This is a genomic window from Candidatus Vicinibacter affinis (assembly GCA_016714365.1).
Taxonomy (GTDB): Bacteria; Bacteroidota; Bacteroidia; order Chitinophagales; family Saprospiraceae; genus Vicinibacter; species Vicinibacter affinis.
The window spans coordinates 154,743-173,406 of the sequence record JADJNH010000005.1 but is presented as its reverse complement, the minus strand read 5'-3'; the positions used below and the strand labels follow the sequence as shown (position 1 = coordinate 173,406).

Here is an 18,664-nt window from a genome sequence, read left to right as displayed (position 1 = left end):
AGGTTCAAAATTTAGGCTATTTAGTTGAACAATAGGGAAATACAGGCCTTTGGCTTCCGGCTAAAATCTTTTGATATGTAAAAATACCTGAATTTTATTCTAATTATGGCACATTTATGAAGCTTTTCTCTTAAAATATCCATTGAATATGATTCTCTCTTTACATTAGCTGCTTTAAATCCAAATAAATGAATTCACTATTACATCTGGACAAGGTAAATAAGGAATATGTTAATGTTAAAGCTGTTAATCAAGTCAGTTTTGATGTACCTGAATCCTGTATTTTTGGATTGCTTGGACCAAACGGTGCGGGGAAAACTTCCTTGATTAGGATTATTACGGGGATAACCAGGGCTGATTCGGGTAAAGTGGTTTTAATGGGTAAAAATATATCTGACCTACAAAACCCCTCAATTGGATACATGCCTGAAGAAAGAGGACTTTATAAGAAAATGAAAGTCGGAGAACAACTTATCTATCTCTGCCGGTTGAAAGGATTTTCTAAAATTGAAGCTGAGCGTTCGGTAGTTCATTGGATGAAAAAACTGGATATACAGTCATGGTGGGGTAAAAAAGTTGAAGAATTATCCAAAGGAATGTCCCAAAAGGTACAATTCATTGCAACGGTTGTGCATAGACCTAAATTAATAATTCTGGATGAGCCATTTTCAGGATTGGATCCAATTAATTCAAATCTTATAAAAGAAGAAATTATTCAGCTTAAAAATGAAGGAGCGAGCATACTTTTTTCAACGCACAGAATGGAACAGGTCGAAGAACTTTGCGAAGAAATAGTCCTTATCAATAAAGGAAAGGTAGTCCTAAGTGGTCCGGTCCTTGAAATCAGAAAAAACTATAAAGAACATATCTTTGAAATTAAATTTGAAAGTGAAATTCCTTCTGAAATAATTACAAAATTTGAAACAATCAACCACGAACAACATCGTATGGTTATAAGATTGCGCCCAGATGAGACCCCTAATCAAGTACTTCAATATATAATTGCAAAAAATCTCCAAATAATCTCATTCAGTGAGATTCTTCCAACTTTTAATGATATTTTTATACGTACCGTAAATGAATCCAACCATGAGTAAACTCGGATTGATCATAGGCAAGGAGTACAGCACCAGGGTAAAAAATAAAAAATTTATTTTAACGACCCTCCTCACCCCGTTAGGTTTTTTATTGTTTTTTATTGTTGTTATGTTTATTTTTAGCAATGAAAGCGATAAGCAATATAGAGTAGTGATCTCCGATCAAAGCCAGGCTAATATGAAGGTTCCGGAAAATACAAAGAGATTTGTTTTTACTTCATCCAATGAACCTTTAGACACTTTAAAGAAGAAGTGCAAACAAGATGAGCTCGATGCAATTCTGGTTCTACCAAAATTTGCCGGAATAGAAGTAAAAAATTATACAGCGTATTATTATTCCGATAAGACTTTGGATATTGAGATGGAAGCGCGATTAAGCAAATACCTGAATGCAAGTATTCGTTCACATAAAATGAAGATTTTAAATTTGAATCAAAGTGAATTGGAAAAACTTGAAACAGAAATAGCCATTGATCCGGAACCTATTTCAGATGATGTGCAGGATAAATCAAGTTATACTTCCAAGATAGCTACTATTTTGGGTGGTATAATGGGATATATTATTTTCTTTATTATTTTTCTTTATGGTGCTTCCGTCATGCGGGCAGTTACTGAAGAAAAGATTAACCGCATAGTAGAAGTCATTATCTCGTCTGCTAAGGCTTCAGACCTGATGCTGGGTAAAATAATTGGTGTAGGATTGGTTGGACTTACACAAATTTTGATTTGGCTTATACTGATCCCCTTGATTTATTTAGTTGTTTTGTCTTTTTCAGGGCTTAAACCCCAAGATATGCAGGATATGAGTACCAACATGGGTAATCAATCCATTGAACAAATGGAGAATATTCAGTTTGTAATTCAGGAACTTGGAAATTTAAACTGGTTGAAGATTTTTGTTATGTTTTTGCTTTATTTTGTGGGTGGATATTTAGTTTATGCAGCAATGTTTGCAGCAATTGGAGCTGCAGTTGGTGATGATGTTCAGGACTCCCAGTCACTTACAATGTTTGTAAGTATTCCAATTATATTAGCCATATATATCATGTTTCAAGCCATTCGTGAACCTGATAGTAATTTGGCTTTATTTGCCAGTATCTTTCCTTTATTTTCGCCCATAGTAATGCCTGCGATGATTCCTTTTGACCCACCTTTTTGGAGGATAGCAATTTCATTAGTTGTACTTTATGGTTTTGCTTATCTGGTTGTTTTAACGGCGGGGAAAATTTTCAGAACCGGTATACTTATGTACGGAAAGAAAGCCAGTGTCAAGGAAATTATCAAATGGGTTTTTGTAAAGCAATAATGGTATTTTCAAATGACGATAAGCGGCTTTACTTTTATGCGGAATACCGCAAAACTCTATTATCCCCTGGTGGAGTCGATAAACTCTATTTTACCTTTGGTCGATGAATTTGTGATTGCGTTAGGGAAGGGAGATGGTGATGATCTTACCCTTGAGTTAATTGAATCCATAGAAAGCAAGAAAATTAAAATAATCCATACTGAGTGGGATTCATCAAAATTTCCCAATGGTACGGAATACGCACATCAGACTGATATTGCCAGGGAAAATTGCGTGGGAGATTGGCTGTTCTATCTTCAATCTGATGAAGTACTTCATGAAAAGTTTCTAAGCACCATTAAATCTTATTGTGAAAAGTATTTGAATGATATCATGGTTGACGGATTTTTGTTTGGTTACAAACATTTTTTTGGTGACTATTTTCATTTTATCAATGATCATGGTTGGTATCAGCAGGAAATCCGAATTATCCGAAATCAACCGGACTTAAGGTCCTGGGGAGATGCACAATCTTTTAGGAAAGTAAAACCAAATGATTTTATTCATTATCGTCAAAAAAATAAGACGAGAAAATTAAATGTAGTTAGAATTCCTGCAGAGATATATCATTATGGATGGGTAAGACCACCTTTTCTGATGCAAACTAAGTCAAGGGCAATGGATAAAATGTATCATGATCCCAATAAAGTGGAAGATGACTACAATAAAAAATCAACAAACTTTGATTACGGTAATCTTTCAAGACTAAATGTATTTGAAGAAACACATCCGGAAGTAATGGGCAATTTTATACGTAAGTTTAATTGGGGACATGAATTAAATTATACTCCAGACTATAAACCACAAAGGGTTTTGATGAAGCATGAAAAACTCAAATATAGACTGCTCACTTTTGTCGAGAAACATTTTTTAGGAGGGCGGCACTTATTTGGCTATAAAAATTGGAAGGTAATTTCTTAATTTTTTAAATTATTCTTTGCTTAATCAAAGATTAAATGACTTTTGAACAATATAAAAAGATAGCTTCCAATTTACCAAGTGAACCAGGTGTTTACAGATTTTTAGATGGTCGGGGAATCATTCTATATGTTGGCAAAGCAAAAAATTTAAAGAACAGAATCAGTTCATATTTTGGAGATAAAAAACAAATAACCGGTAAGACTAAAGCCCTTGTCAAAACAGCACACCAGATTGAGTATACTTTGGTAGATACAGAGCATGATGCATTACTTTTAGAAGCTACTTTAATTAAAAAAAATCAACCAAGGTATAATGTCATGCTTAAAGATGGCAAGAGTTATATCTATATATGTATTAAGAATGAACCATTTCCACGAGTTTTTTTTACAAGGAGAGTTATACGTGATGGTTCAATATATTTTGGTCCATATACTTCTAAGCATAGAACAGAGACCATACTTGATTTAGTAAAAAAACTATTTCCATTGCGGACGTGCGCACTTAATTTATCAGACGCACAAATTTTAAAAAATAAGTATAAAGTCTGCCTGGAGTATCATATAAAAAATTGTAACGGACCCTGCATTGGGTTGGAAAATTCATTGCAATACAATGAAAGGTTGACACAAATTAAAAATATACTTAAAGGACATTTCAAGCCTGTGAAGGATTATATTTTTCAAGTGATGTCATCCTATTCAGAGAATTTGGATTTTGAAAAGGCGCAACAATGGAAGGAAAAGTTGTTGGTCATGGAAGATTATCAAAGTAAAAGTACGGTAGTAAGTACTTCCATAGCAGACGTAGATGTATTTTCGATAGCAAGGGATGAAGAATATGCCTATATTAATTTCATGAAGGTTATTAATGGATCAATTAATCAAACCATAACGATAGAGGCAGACATTAACCTTGAAGAAGATAACTCTATCATGTTGTCTCTTGCAGTGGAGAAGATTCGTATTCAATATAATAGTATTGCTCCGGAAATAATTGTTCCAATTTTAATTAACCCACAGGAAGGGAATCCTATCATCACCATACCTCAAAGAGGGGACAAAAAGAAATTACTTGATTTGTCTGAAAAAAATTCTCAGTATTTTCTGCTTCAAAAGTGGAAGGAGAAGATTAACAGAACAGCAAAACAAACGCCTGCAGAGAGGATACTTTCTACCTTAAAGAAAGACCTCAATATGGAAGAAATGCCATTTCACATAGAGTGTTTTGACAATTCAAATATTCAAGGTACAAATCCAGTTTCTGCTTGTGTGGTTTTCAGAAATGCAAAGCCCTTCAAAAAGGATTATAGACATTTTAATGTAAAAACTGTTGTGGGACCTGATGATTTCTCTACGATGGAAGAAGTAGTGTTTCGCAGGTATAAAAGATTATTGGAAGAGAATTCAGGCTTGCCACAGTTGGTTATAATTGATGGAGGTAAAGGGCAACTTTCCTCCGCCATGAAATCAATTGATGCTTTAGGTTTGAGAGGAAAGTTGGTTGTAATAGGAATAGCAAAAAAATTAGAAGAAATTTATTTTCCGGATGACCCGGTGCCACTTCACATCAATAAAAAATCTGAAAGTCTAAAACTTATTCAGCAACTTAGGAACGAGGCACATAGATTTGGAATTAGTTTTCACAGAAGTCAACGATCAAGGTCAATGATTCGAAGTGAATTATGGGAAATCCCTGGAATAGGGGAAAAGACCGCTCAAAAGTTATTAGGCCATTTTGGTTCTGTGAAACAAATCCAGTCTGCAGAGATGGCTGAGCTGGTGAAATTGGTTGGACCGGCCATTACTCAAAGATTGCAAAAGCATTTTAATATGAGTACTGAAGAGCAGGAGGGTTTCAGTTGATCAGTCTTTATTACTCATTCGAAAAATCTAAAATATTAATAGGGAGAAGATTCTAGTTCGGCTAAAATTAAAATTTAATTCAAAATATCTTTCACTGTCTAAACTTTGATATCAACCCATATGAAAAGTTCATTGTTTGATAACTACTTGCAATAGTACTTTCGATCCTTCATCCTCTTGAAGCAAATGGATTCAAGCAGCTTATGTGAAAGACATTTCAATCATATGTGCGTTTAAGTTAAAAACTTGTATAAAATGATTGATTTTTGTGTTGATCCCTTTGGGAATCAGGTAGAAAGCTATTACCTTTGCATGGCTTTTTGGAAACCCTTTCAAAAAGTCTTTTTTATTATTATAATATTTTGATTTTCAGACAAATAAGCAATTCAGAATGGGATTAATTACGAGTATTAGGAAACGACTTTGGGTGGTAACAGTGCTGATGGCACTGGCGCTTGTAGGTTTTATTGTAATGGATATGAGCTCTGGCCGGTCTTCATGGTTTTTTAATAACCCTGACAGTATCGGGGAAGTAGCAGGCCAAAAAATCAGCTGGAAGGAATTTCAAAAAACTGAAAATGTCTTATATCGAAATGCAGATGTTGATTTTTTTGGTCGGAAAGAGTATATTTGGCATCAATCTTTAGAAAGGGCAATTTTCGAGAAAGAATCCAAATACAATGGGATTGGCGTAAGTGAATCGGAACTTCGTGAGTTAGAATTCGGTAACAACCTTTCTCCAATAATCGAAAGAAATTTCAGAGATCCAAATACTGGGCAAGTACTGAGAGAACAATTGAATCAATTCCAAAAGGGTATCGAAAATCAGGATCTTCCGCCTGAAGCAAAGGAGTTTTGGGCAGTACAGGAAAAAGAAATTATCAAGGACAGGATGGGTAAAAAGTTGGAAAACATTGTCCGCAATGCCCTGTACATGCCGAATTTCATGGTTGAGCGACATTTTGAGGAGAGTAATGCTAAGGTGAGCTTTGTGTTTAGTCGATTACCCTATGATTTGATTAAAAATGAAGAGTTAGACATCAAGGATGAAGATATTGATCAGTATATCGCAAAGAAGGCGTCAATCTTCAAAAATGATGAAGAAACCAGAGACATCAAATATGCCGTTATTTCTGTAACACCATCGTCTTCAGATTCTGCTGCAATCAGGAAAATACTTGAAGACAAAAAGGAATCTTTCCGCATTGCGTCCAAAGATTCAACATTCATTGTTACTAATCTGGGAAAATGGGATGAAGCATATTCAACCACCTCAGAGATTCCGGTGAGTATCAAGGACAGTATATTGAATATGAATGTTGGAGATGTTTTTGGTCCATACGTCGAGGGTGGTGAATACAGATTAAGTAAAATTCTAGGCAAAAAAACACTTCCAGATTCAGTCAAATCACGTCATATACTTCGTCGAGTGAGTACCAGAGAGGAATATGCAGCAGCTTCTTCCTTGATCGACAGTCTGAAGACATTAATAGAAAGTGGCAAGGGCCGTTTTGATTCATTGGCAATGCAATTTAGTCAGGATCCTGGTTCCGGAATCAAAGGAGGAGATCTTGGTTATGCCGCTTTAGGCTTGATGGTCAAGCCTTTCAATGATGTTATTTTTTATAAAGGAGAGACCGGAAAACTTTATGTTGTCCCAACTCAATTTGGACTCCACTTAATACAAATAACGGATCAAAAATTCATCAGTAAACAGCCAGGTATTCGCTTAGGTACAATAGTGGAGGCCATTCAACCAGGAGATGAAGTATTGGATGGTAAATTAAGTGAAGCCCAAAGATTGGTTGAGGAGCACAATTCTTTAAGTTCCTTAGAAAAAGCCATCGATGACGGTAATACATACGTGCTTGAGATGGCCGGCAATGTGAAAGCAAATGACTACAAGCTTGGCAAACTAGGTGAGAATACCAGCAACACCTGCAGAGATATTATCCGATGGGCCTTTGAAAAGAAAACAAAACTTGGAGATGTCTCGCCGGAAGTTTACTCACTTCAGGATCCTGTCAAAAAATATACAAATCGCTTCATTGTAGCCGCTCTTTCAGGAATAAATCCGAAAGGTTTACCAAAGGCAGCAGCAGTGAGGGATCTTGTAATAGAAGATGTAAGAAAAGATAAAAAATTCGAAATTTTAAAGGCTAAAATTGGTACGGTAACGGATATAAACGGGAAGTATGGAGAATACGAAGTTAAGGTAGATTCTGCCAGTGAAACTACCGTTAATGGTCAGCAAATTCCAGATTATGGTTATGAGCCAGATTTAGTGCCTCAGATTGTAAAGCAAGGGAAGGGAAATATAGGAGGACCATATCGCGGTGAAAGTGGGGTATATGTAGCCAAATTACTGGATGTGACAACCCCTGGAAAAGCGGCCAACCTTGAAAATTTCCGCAGATTTTATAAGCATACGGCTTCAAGTACCTGTATGAGTTATTTGGTTCAGTCATTAAAAAAGAATTATAAAGTAAAGGACATGAGATCCAAATTTTATTAATGGACTCTTATTTATAGGATATACAGAAAAGCCTCTTTAATATTAAAGAGGCTTTTTTATTGGACCTAAACGATTTTATTAAAATTGACGTTATCAATTCATGAATTTCTTTTCATATAGATTTTACTTGCCTCTAATTTTTCTAATTGGAATATCCTGCCAAAAATCAAAGGTTATTGAAATAAAAAATGATCAGGGAGTAATCATTGAAAGAATAACGACCGAACTGAGAGACACTGGTAAGCTGAAGGATGGTTTTTACGAAAAATTTGATGATCAGGGCAAACCTCTGGAAAGTGCGCATTACAAGGAAGGTAAATTGAATGGTGAAAGAAAATTATACGAAAAGGGCTTTATATACAGCCTGGAAAATTATAAAATGGATTTATTTGAAGGGCCATATAAAGTCTTCTATCCAAATGGCCAGCTTCAGCTCGAGTGTCAATACATCCATAATGAAATGAGCGGAACCCTAAAAGCTTATTTCCCAGAGGGACAACTGAAGGAGATTGTACAAATGTCGGGCAGTCAAGAAAATGGACCTTTTGAGGAGTATTATCAAAATGGAAAAATAAAAGCCAATGGTTTTTATAAGAATGGACCATATGAAGAAGGTTTGTTGAATTTATTTGACAGCACGGGAACATTAATAAAAAAGATGAATTGCAAAGAAGGGATTTGTACCACAACCTGGACTTTAGAAATGGACAGTACTAAAACTAAATAATATGCTTGATTCTACAACATCCCAATACGTCAATCCAGTGATAAAATTACTAGATGAAAAAAGAAGAATTGTTTTTGAATATACCTTGGCAGTCACTTTTTTCACTTTTTTTATTGCCACTGAAGTAATGGCACAGACTGGAGGTTATGCCTCTTATGTTTTTTTAAATCTATCCCCTTCTTCAAGAAACACAGCACTTGGCTCTCATGCAATGGCTTATTCAAGCTCTGATGCAGGGACAGCCTTCTTAAATCCTGCATTGATTAATGAAAAAATGAGTACGGCACTTAATTTCTCACATCAATTCTTTTTTAGTGATATGGGGTCCGGACACTTTTCATATACTCTAAAGCCAGGCAAATGGGGCTTGCAATGGCAGACTGGAATTCAGTATTTAAATTCCTCCTCAATCCCTTTTACAGATATTTATGGTCAGGTGAATGGAGCCTTTAAAATTAGGGAGTCAGCTTTTTATATTGGTTCTGCCAAACAACTCAATGAGCGAATACGGGCAGGAGCTAATATACATTATGTGTTCAGTAATCTTGGACTTTCGAGTTCAAGTGCATTGGGCGTGAGTTTGGGATTACAATATTCTAATCCAGTAAATCGAACCTCAATAGCTATTGCAATTCGCAATGTAGGGTTCAGTATTGATTCCTATGAAAAGGTTAAAGAAAATTTACCTCTGACTTTAGAATTGGGAATTTCTAAGCGATTGAATCATTTACCTTTTGTATATCATATTACTGCACATCATCTGGAAAGATGGAATGTAAGATACGATGACCCTGCCATAAGCCAATCTGGTAATTTATTTGATGAACAAAAGGAGAAAAGTGACTTTAGTAAATTTAGCGACAACCTTTTGAGACATTTTGCTTTTGGCGGTGAAATGCTCTTGGGTAAGAAAGAAACATTTAGCCTAAGAATAGGGTACAATCATTTACGTCGAAAAGAACTCAATGCAAAAGATTATGCCTCTTTTTCGGGATTGTCATTTGGCATGGGAATTAAAATATCTAAATTTAAAATCGACTATTCCTATGCTTTATACCATATCGCGGGAGGTACCAATCAACTTACACTACAGACACAATTGAGCAGTTTTATGAAGGAGCGAAATTTATAAACTCATTGGGTACCAAAGAATATTTAATAAATTTTGAGAGAATAGAATTTTATTTTTTTCAGTAATTCGGATTTAAATTTCCTGGTTCTGAGTGTTGGATAAATGTTCTTCAATTATGAGTTCTAATGTTTTCAATGTACGGTTAACTTTTTCCTGCAGTCTATTAATAAACATTTTACGGTCTCTAACATTCCCTTTTGAAATGGGGGCGGAGGTATCTATTATTCTGTTAAACCATTTGGAAGTGTAGTCACAAAGTGATGGGTTGTAACTTTTCATAAAATTCGGATTGTCATAGGTATTATAAACACATCGCATCGTTTTACTTTCCACATAGGCAAGAATATTGGTGTGGGCAATTTCATTGTTATATAATTCAAAACTTCCTACTGCCCTATCCGATTTTTTCATAGAGGATTTGTTCGAATTCTCACATAATTCCTCGATATTTTTAATTAGCAATAATAATTCTTCACAAAGCCTTATGGATTCCAAGGGATTTTTCATCAAGCCTGATTCAAGAAAATACCGAATTTGGTTAAGCGTATTGTCAAGAATTCCTACGTTCCAAATTTCTACACTGTGGAGGGACATGTAAAGGTTAACAATGTTTTTAATCTGACTCTTAAATTGATCATCATTTTCAAATTGAATATAATCAAATGGAATCATCTGGTATTTATCTTCTCTCCATACGGTATTATAGAAAACATGGAATTTGAATGCAGCAAGTTTTGGAGAAATGCAATAATAGAACATTGGAAGTTCCTTTGTTGCATAATATATAGTAGGATCTAGTCGATAAAGATTTTGTAAATCTGTCTCTAATGATTTCAAAAAATCATATACATTTTTTACATTGCCCCTTATTGCTGGAAAGTCAAAGTAAATGCGATTTTCATTTAAATTCAAAAGCTCATCAAGACTTATCTTATAGTGTTTGCAAAGAATTCCTGCCTCCTGAAGTCCTATGGCAGACTCACCTTTAATTTTTTTATAAACACTTGATTTTTGAATATGTAACAACTCGCTGACATCATCTACTAGATTTTTCTTTTCTGTATAATAGTTTGACTCTATAGATTTAAAAAGAGTTATACTTAATTGATCAGGCATTATATCATAATTTATTAGGCACTAAAATAGTTATTTTTGCACAATTGAATTAGGCACAAAGATGAAAGATACCTTTACTGGCTTACGGAACGCACTTTCCGGAGATTTTTATGATGATCCTCTGTATACGGCAATATATGCAACCGATGCAAGTAATTATCAAATAATGCCTAAGGCTGTAATTTGCCCAAGAACGGAGCAGGATGTTGTGTTGGTTATGCAATATGCATATGAGCACCGAATACCATTGTTGGCAAGGGGCGGAGGAACCAGTCTGGTAGGACAGACAGTCGGGGATGGGTTCATTTTGGATTTTACTAAATACATGAATTCAATTCTGGAGTTAAACACTGAAGCAAAATGGGCCTGGGTTCAACCGGGGCTGGTACGTGATGAACTAAATAAGAAACTATTGGTCCATAAGCTTCATTTTGCACCTGATCCTGCCACCAGCAGTAGGGCAGCAATCGGAGGAATGATCGCAAATAACTCCTCAGGGACAAGGAGTATTATGTATGGTAAAACACTGGATCATGTGCTTGAATTAAAAGTTTTGCTGGACGATGGAAGTATTATCCATTGCACCGATGTAAGTGGAAAAGAATTGGAGCAAAAACTTGAACTAAAAACTCGAGAAGGAGACCTGTATCGCATGCTTTTCCGCATTATCAATGAACAACAAAGCGAGATTATTCAAAGGTTTCCAAAAGTCATGCGGAGGGTAGGTGGATATAATCTGGATGAGTTTCTGGGAGAAACATGGAATTTAAGCAAGCTAATTGTGGGTAGTGAAAGCACAATTGCCATCATTTTAAGTGCAAAAATTAACTTGGTTCCTAACCCTAAATTTCAATCGGTATGTGTAGTTCATTTTCATTCTTTTTATGATTCAATTGCATATGTTGGAGAAATGGTAAAATTTGGTCCAGCTGCAGTTGAATTGCTTGATGGGATGTTGATTGAACGCAGTAGAGAAAATCTGGAAACAAAAAATTATTGCGATTTTATTGAAGGTGACCCTCAAGGAGCACTAATCGTTGAATTTTATGGTGATAGTAAGGAAGATGCTGAGTTCAACGCCAATAAAATGATTGCTCACCTCAAAAATTTGAATATTGGTTATGCCCACCCTTTGTTCACTGATAAACAAAAAATTGAAAACATTTTTACAGTCAGAAAAAAAGGATTGGGTTTATTAATGGGTGTAAAAGGGAACAGAAAGCCTATTGCTTTTATCGAGGATGCAGCTGTTCCATTAGAGAGTCTGGCTGATTATATCATGGAAGTTTTTGAAGTATGTCGTGAACATGAAACTCCGGTAGTAGCTTATGCACATGCCAGTGTAGGATTATTACATGTTAAGCCGTTACTTGATCTTAGAGACCAGGAGGACATTGAGCGAATGAAAAAAATTTCTCTAGCAACTCTTGAGTTGGTTAAAAAATACAAAGGATCCTGGAGTGGTGAGCATGGTGATGGATTGGCACGCAGTCCATACAATGAGGCTTTTTTTGGTCCAAAACTTTACCAAGCTTTTAGAGAAATAAAATGGGGGTTTGATCCAAGAAATATACTTAATCCTGGAAAAATCGTTGATGCACCTGCTGTCGATACCAATCTGAGGTATGGACCATCTTATAAAGATGATGCAATTAAAACTATGTTTCATTATCGTGGCGAGGGTGGTTTTCACGAGGCTGTCCATTTGTGTAATGGTGTTGGAGAATGCAGAAAGACAATTGGAGGAACAATGTGCCCAAGTTTTCGGGCAAGTCTAGATGAAAAAGACAGCACAAGGGCCAGAGCAAATGCACTAAGACTTGCAATTAGTGGACAATTAGATAATTTAGGTCTTAACAGTCCCCACTTACATGAGGTGATGGATCTTTGCCTATCTTGTAAGGCGTGTAAATCTGAGTGCCCCAGTAATGTAGACATGTCAAAGTTGAAGTCTGAAGTTTTGCATCATCAACACCAAGAAAAAGGATTGAGTTTTGATGACAGACTCATTCTTTACCAGCACAACTTATCCAGATTGGCCAGTGGATCTCGTGCATTCATAGCGAATTCAATTTTAAAAAGTAAATGGTTCAGAAAATTATTGGAGCATTTTTCAGGTCTTGATGCAAGAAGGGTTTTACCTCTCTATTCTTCAAACCCTTTCAATTTTGAAACAAAGAAGAAAATCTCAAATAGTGCTCGCCAAGTAGTTTTATTTGCTGATACTTATATGAAATTTCATGATCCGGGAATTGGGAATTCTGCAAAAAGTCTATTAGAGTATTTGGGATTTGAGGTTCATGTATTTCAAAAAGGGTGTTGCCAAAGACCAGCTATTTCACATGGTTTATTGGAACATGCTAAAAATGAAGGTGTCAAAACATTTACATTCCTTGAACCCTTTTTGAAAGCAGGTATACCGATTTTGGTTTGCGAGCCAAGTTGTGCTACCTCATTAAAAGATGATCTTGCCGACCTTATGGAAGATGAAAAGTGGCTCGAATACAGTCATTTGATTTTTCTCTTAGAGGATTTTTTAGCAGGTGAGATGGCTAAGGGTAATTTGGAAAAGGAAATAAAATTTAAAAGTGGTTCTTATCTATTGCATGCACATTGTCACCAGAAGTCTATTTTTACCAGTGCATCGGTACATCAATTATTTAATCAGCAGTCCAATGTTGTTTTGGCAGAAATTAATTCAGGTTGTTGTGGAATGGCGGGCTCTTTTGGATATGAAAAAGAGCATTATGCGGTTTCAGAAAAGATCGGAAATCTATCATTGTTGCCTGAGATTAGGAAGGCATCTGAAGATCAAGTTATTATTGCTGAAGGATTTAGTTGCAGACATCAGATAGAACATTTTACGGGCAGGAAACCTATTCATTGGGTGGAGGTTGTTGATACAAATCATTAATTTTTACAAGCCTTTGTAATATGAACTACACAGAAGCTCTGAATTATATGTACAATCAGCTACCAATGTTTCATCGAATTGGTAAGGAGGCGTTTAAAAAAGATCTTACCAACATTCGGGAGCTTTGTAATTATTTGGAGCATCCAGAAGAAAAGTTGAGATGTATACACATTGCCGGTACCAATGGGAAAGGTTCTGTTTCACATATGCTTGCAGCGGTACTAACTGCGCATGGATTTAAGACAGGCCTATATGTTTCACCACATTACAGAGATTTCAGGGAGCGGATAAAAATAAATGGTAGTTATATTTCAAAAAAATATGTTAGTAATTTTATATCCAGCAATATAGATTTTTTAGAACATCTTAAACCATCATTTTTTGAAATGACAGTGGCACTCGCCTTTAAATATTTTAAAGATCAGGAAGTAGATTATGCAATTATTGAAACAGGACTGGGAGGAAGATTAGATTCAACGAATATTATTAATCCACTATTAAGTGTTATAACCAACATTTCATGGGATCATTCCGATATGTTAGGTGATAGTTTGGAAAAGATAGCCAGGGAAAAGGCTGGAATAATTAAGAAGCTAGTTCCGGTAATAATAGGTAGAAAGCAAAAAGAGACTTTGGATGTTTTTAAAGAATACGCTCAATCATGTAAGAGCAATATTTTTTTTGCTGAAGATGTGGTAGAAATGAAACAAGTAAATGAAAACAAAGAAGGCAATAATTTGATTCAAATAGAGGGAGGGTTTAAATTTACTCCCGATCTTAAGGGCCCATATCAATTGGAAAATTATCGAACATCTTTTGCTGCAATTAACATTCTTCAAAAATTAAAAATCATTCCTATTGATTTGGTTAAGGTGAAGGATGCTTATGAGAACGTTAAGCTGTATTCAGAAATTATTGGAAGGTGGGAATTAAGAAAAGGTGATGTAGATGAATTATTTGATTCCGCGCATAATGAAGATGGAATTAGACAGTTGGTAACTTGGCTTTCAAAAGAGAAATATAATAAGGTACATATTGTTTGTGGGTTTGTGAAGGACAAAGACCTTCAAAAAGTGTTGATTCAACTTCCAATTTCAGCTCAATACTATTTTACACAAGCTAAAATACCGAGGGCATTAGATTCTCAAATTCTATGCGAGGAGGCTGCGAATTATAAATTAATCGGCAGGGCTTTTAGAACCTTACGAGGGGCTCTAAAAGCAGCAAGAAACAATGCAACTAAAGGAGACTTAATTATTGTAACAGGAAGTATTTTTATAATAGCAGAAATTATCTAATTACATATGAAAATTGTGATCGCAGTTTCAGGTTCCAGTGGATCAAGGTATGCCAAGATATTAATTGAAAAACTTCAAAAAATGCAAGAGCTTGAACTTGCTTTGGTATACAGTCAGCAAGCTTTGGTTAATTGGAAATTGGAAAATCCAGAAGTAGATTTAAACTCCTACCCAATAAATTATTACGGACCAAATGATTTTAATGCGCCGTTTGCTTCGGGGTCTGCACGTTGGGACGGTATGATCGTATGCCCTTGTTCTGCAGGTTTCTTAGCAAAGGTTGCGACAGGCATTGCAGAAGATCTCATGAGCAGGGCTGCCCAGGTAATGCTCAAGGAAAGAAAAAAGCTGATTTTGGTTTTCAGAGAGACACCGTTAAGTCTCATACACATTGAAAACATGAAAAAAGTTACACTGGCAGGTGCGATTGTTTGTCCTGCCGTACCATCATTTTATTCAAAGCCAAAAGATTTGGATGAGGTATTAAGTACAGTTACAGACAGGGCTATCGATTTAGTTGGTCTTGATAGTAAATCTTATCAATGGGGAATATAGTTTGGTATGCAAATTGTGCTATCTTTGTTGATCAATTTTAATTTAATTAAATTTTAATTTATAATCTAATGAAAACCAATTTATTAATTTTATTTCTCAGTTTAAGTTTGGGAATGATTTCCTGCGTTTCTTCCAAGAAGCACAAAGCCCTACAAGCAGATTATGAGAATTTGCAAAAAATGTTGGATACACAAAAATCTAAAGTAACAGACTGTGAAAACTCCAAGATGGATCTTGAGAAACAGTTGGCTAAAGTAAGAACTGACTTAAGCAGTGCCAATAGTGAGATTAACAAATTTCAAGGCCAGGTTGCTGAGCTTGAGAAAATGAATAAGGCCAAGGAAACCGAAATTCAAAGAATTAAAGATGAGCTTAGAAGTGCTTTTTCATCTGTAAATGCTGCCGATCTTACCATTACACAGGTAGGTGACAAGTTATATGTTTCATTACCGAACAAGATCCTATATCGTAAAGGATCTCAATCATTAAACAAAAATGGACAGGCGATTTTGAAAAACTTAGCAGAAGTGTTCAAGAAAAATGATCACATGAGTATTATTGTTGAAGGGCATGCTGACAAGTCTCTAGTTAAGACCGATGCTCCTTATAAAGATAATCTGGATCTTTCTACTTTAAGGGCTACCAATGTTGTCAGGTATTTAATTGCTCAAAAAGTTAAGCAGGATCAATTGACTGCTGCCGGACGTTCTAACTTTGAACCAACCGGTCAAGGCAATAACGTTGACAGAAGAATTGAGTTTATCATTTCTCCGGATGTTACAAAGCTTTATGAGCTTTCAAAGAAGAAATAATAAGTAAGAAATATTCTATTATACCCCTTGTCTGAAAAGTCAAGGGGTTTTTTTTTATTTTTCTGACTGGAATGATTGACGCACTCTTCTACTTATAAGGTATTCTGGTCTGTTCTTAACCTCTTCAAAAATACTACCAAGATATTGTCCAAGAATACCAATACTGAGGAGTTGGATGCCTCCAAAAAATATAACACTTATGAGTATTGAAGACCAACCTGTTACAGCTTCATGATATACAAATTTTGAGATGAGGACATAAATGGCCAATAGGAGCCCAACAAGTACACTAATAAAACCAATATTCATTGCAATCATTAATGGCTTTTTAGAAAAATACAAGAGCCCTTTTGTAGCCAGTTGTAACATTTTCCCAAGTGTATAGTGCGTGTTGCCAGCACTTCTAGCCTCTCTCTCATATGCAAAGGGTATTTGTTTAAATCCAACCCAGCTCATTAAGCCTCTGATGTATTTGTTTTTCTCCTTGAGTTCTTTGAATGCATCAATAACAACTCTGTCAATTAATCTGAAGTCACCTGAATCCAAAGGCAATTCAACATCAGACAGAAAATTAAGAATACGATAGTAACAACTTGCGGAAGTTTTTTTAAACCAGCCTTCCTTCTTTCTCGTCACTCTTTGGCCATATACAATATTTGCAGATTCCCGAGTGGCAAGCTTTAGCATTTCAGGAATTATTTCAGGAGGATCTTGTAAATCAGCATCCATAATTACGGCAAACTGCCCTTTGCATTCATGCAAACCTGCAGTTAACGCTTGTTGATGACCGAAGTTTCTTGAAAAATGTAAAACGAGAACTCTTTCATCCTTATTTGCAAAATCATCCAAAATAAAGGGAGTTTGATCTGTACTTCCGTCATTAATGAAAATGATTTCGAAACTAAAATTTAAATGGTTCAATGACCTTACCAATCTTTGATAGGTTTCGACCAAAACACTGTCTTCATTATAACAGGGTATAATAATAGATAAGTATGGATGATTATCTGACATTAGCCTTCTATGTGATACGAAGGTAATTCATTGAAACTTAACTAAGTTATTTAGAGATGGCTTTACTTAATTTTAAAAGCAGCTTTTAAAGTTCTGACCATATCTAACTTTTCCCAGGTAAAGAGTTCTACTTTTACTTTTTTCAATTTACCTTCCGGAGAGGTAAAGGTTTTTTCAACAACTCTGTTTTCTCTTCCCATGTGACCATATGAAGCTGTTTCTGAGTAAATTGGATTGCGCAATTTTAATCTCTGCTCAATGGCGAAAGGTCTAAGGTCAAAAAGCTTTTCAATTTTTTTTGCAATTGCTCCATCACTTAATTTTACCTTGGAGGTTCCATAGGTATTTATGTAAAGACCACATGGCTTGGCAACACCAATTGCATAGGACACCTGGACCAAAACCTCATTGCATATACCAGCCGCAACCATGTTTTTAGCAATATGACGAGTAGCATATGCAGCTGAACGGTCTACTTTAGAAGGATCTTTTCCGGAGAAAGCACCTCCTCCATGAGCTCCTTTGCCGCCATAAGTATCTACAATAATTTTTCTGCCAGTAAGTCCTGTATCTCCGTGAGGACCTCCAATAACAAACTTACCAGTTGGGTTAATATGATAAATGATTTGATCATTAAATAACTTTTGTATACCAGCTGGCAGTCTGCGTTTTACTCTAGGGATTAATATTGTTTTGATATCCTCTGCAATTCTGCTAAGCATATTCTTTTCTGCTTTCTCAACAGCATTAATTCCTTTCCCAGGAGTAATGAACTCATCATGTTGTGTTGAAATGACGATAGTGTCTATTCTTTGAGGTCTGTTGTCATCACTGTATTCAATGGTCACCTGACTTTTTGCATCTGGTCGTAAATAGGTCATCAACTTCCCATCATGCCTGATTTTAGCAAGTTCTTCTAACAACAGATGAGCCAAACTCAGGGGAAGTGGCATATAATTTTCAGTTTCATTATTGGCATAACCAAACATCATTCCTTGATCCCCTGCCCCCTGGTCAATTTTTTTCTTCCGTTCTACTCCTCTGTTGATGTCTGCAGACTGCTCGTGAATGGCCGAAAGTATCCCGCAGCTATTGGCTTCAAACATATATTCACTTTTGGTATAACCAATTTTACTAATTACATCGCGCACAATTTTTTGTACATCAAGGTAAGTATTGGTTTTTACCTCTCCAGCTACAACCACCTGTCCGGTTGTCACCAAGGTTTCACAAGCTACTTTTGACTCTTTGTCAAAAGCAAGAAAATGGTCAATTAGTGCATCTGATATCTGATCAGCCACTTTGTCAGGATGTCCTTCAGATACTGATTCAGAAGTAAATAGATATGGCATTATA

At 35.7% G+C, this 18,664-nt stretch carries 14 protein-coding genes; 11 read left to right on the top strand and 3 right to left on the bottom strand.

Translation table 11 applies throughout. The features are described from left to right. Nucleotides 1–188: 188 nt before the first annotated feature. From IPJ53_01045 to porQ, 7 genes are all read left to right on the top strand, one after another. The gene (locus IPJ53_01045) at nt 189–1,097 is read left to right on the top strand and encodes an ATP-binding cassette domain-containing protein (protein MBK7797675.1); all 909 of its coding nucleotides are present in this window, start codon (nt 189–191) and stop codon (nt 1,095–1,097) included. Beyond that, the gene (locus tag IPJ53_01040) at nt 1,090–2,403 is read left to right on the top strand and encodes an ABC transporter permease (protein MBK7797674.1); all 1,314 of its coding nucleotides are present in this window, start codon (nt 1,090–1,092) and stop codon (nt 2,401–2,403) included. The genes IPJ53_01045 and IPJ53_01040 overlap by 8 nt, the downstream gene beginning before the upstream one ends. 12 nt (nt 2,404–2,415) lie before the next feature. Beyond that, nucleotides 2,416–3,363, top strand: coding sequence for a hypothetical protein (locus IPJ53_01035; protein ID MBK7797673.1), 948 nt, complete (start codon nt 2,416–2,418; stop codon nt 3,361–3,363). A gap of 35 nt (nt 3,364–3,398) precedes the next feature. Next, on the top strand, nt 3,399–5,225 hold the full coding sequence (locus tag IPJ53_01030) for an excinuclease ABC subunit C (GenBank protein ID MBK7797672.1): 1,827 nt from the start codon (nt 3,399–3,401) through the stop codon (nt 5,223–5,225). 391 nt (nt 5,226–5,616) lie between these two features. Further along, nucleotides 5,617–7,740, top strand: a complete 2,124-nt coding sequence (locus IPJ53_01025; GenBank protein MBK7797671.1) for a peptidylprolyl isomerase — start codon at nt 5,617–5,619, stop codon at nt 7,738–7,740. Nucleotides 7,741–7,840: 100 nt separating this feature from the next. Beyond that, nucleotides 7,841–8,467 carry a toxin-antitoxin system YwqK family antitoxin gene (locus tag IPJ53_01020; protein ID MBK7797670.1) on the top strand — a complete coding sequence of 209 codons (627 nt, stop codon included), beginning with the start codon at nt 7,841–7,843 and terminating at the stop codon, nt 8,465–8,467. A gap of 1 nt (nt 8,468) precedes the next feature. Next, nucleotides 8,469–9,599 carry a type IX secretion system protein PorQ gene (porQ, locus tag IPJ53_01015; GenBank protein MBK7797669.1) on the top strand — a complete coding sequence of 377 codons (1,131 nt, stop codon included), beginning with the start codon at nt 8,469–8,471 and terminating at the stop codon, nt 9,597–9,599. Between the two features lie 72 nt (nt 9,600–9,671). On the opposite strand, the gene IPJ53_01010 is transcribed toward porQ, so the two are convergent. Beyond that, nucleotides 9,672–10,715, bottom strand: a complete 1,044-nt coding sequence (locus IPJ53_01010) for a hypothetical protein (protein ID MBK7797668.1) — start codon at nt 10,713–10,715, stop codon at nt 9,672–9,674. 61 nt (nt 10,716–10,776) lie between these two features. Between IPJ53_01010 and IPJ53_01005 the strand changes: the two genes are divergently transcribed. The 4 genes from IPJ53_01005 (at nt 10,777) to IPJ53_00990 (ending at nt 16,294) form a co-directional block, all read left to right on the top strand. Then, entirely contained in the window at nt 10,777–13,629 is a 2,853-nt protein-coding gene (locus tag IPJ53_01005; GenBank protein MBK7797667.1) for an FAD-binding protein, read from the top strand. Between the two features lie 20 nt (nt 13,630–13,649). Next, nucleotides 13,650–14,927, top strand: a complete 1,278-nt coding sequence (locus IPJ53_01000) for a bifunctional folylpolyglutamate synthase/dihydrofolate synthase (protein MBK7797666.1) — start codon at nt 13,650–13,652, stop codon at nt 14,925–14,927. A 6-nt stretch (nt 14,928–14,933) separates the two neighbouring features. Then, a complete protein-coding gene (locus IPJ53_00995) occupies nt 14,934–15,482 on the top strand; it encodes a UbiX family flavin prenyltransferase (GenBank protein ID MBK7797665.1) in 549 nt (182 codons plus the stop codon). Between the two features lie 68 nt (nt 15,483–15,550). Further along, on the top strand, nt 15,551–16,294 hold the full coding sequence (locus IPJ53_00990; protein ID MBK7797664.1) for an OmpA family protein: 744 nt from the start codon (nt 15,551–15,553) through the stop codon (nt 16,292–16,294). A gap of 54 nt (nt 16,295–16,348) precedes the next feature. Here the strand turns inward: IPJ53_00990 and IPJ53_00985 are convergent, their stop codons facing one another. Beyond that, nucleotides 16,349–17,308, bottom strand: a complete 960-nt coding sequence (locus tag IPJ53_00985; protein ID MBK7797663.1) for a glycosyltransferase family 2 protein — start codon at nt 17,306–17,308, stop codon at nt 16,349–16,351. Between the two features lie 62 nt (nt 17,309–17,370). After that, nucleotides 17,371–18,660 (bottom strand): methionine adenosyltransferase, encoded by a 1,290-nt coding sequence (locus IPJ53_00980; GenBank protein ID MBK7797662.1) that lies wholly within the window; start codon nt 18,658–18,660, stop codon nt 17,371–17,373. Nucleotides 18,661–18,664: the final 4 nt, after the last annotated feature.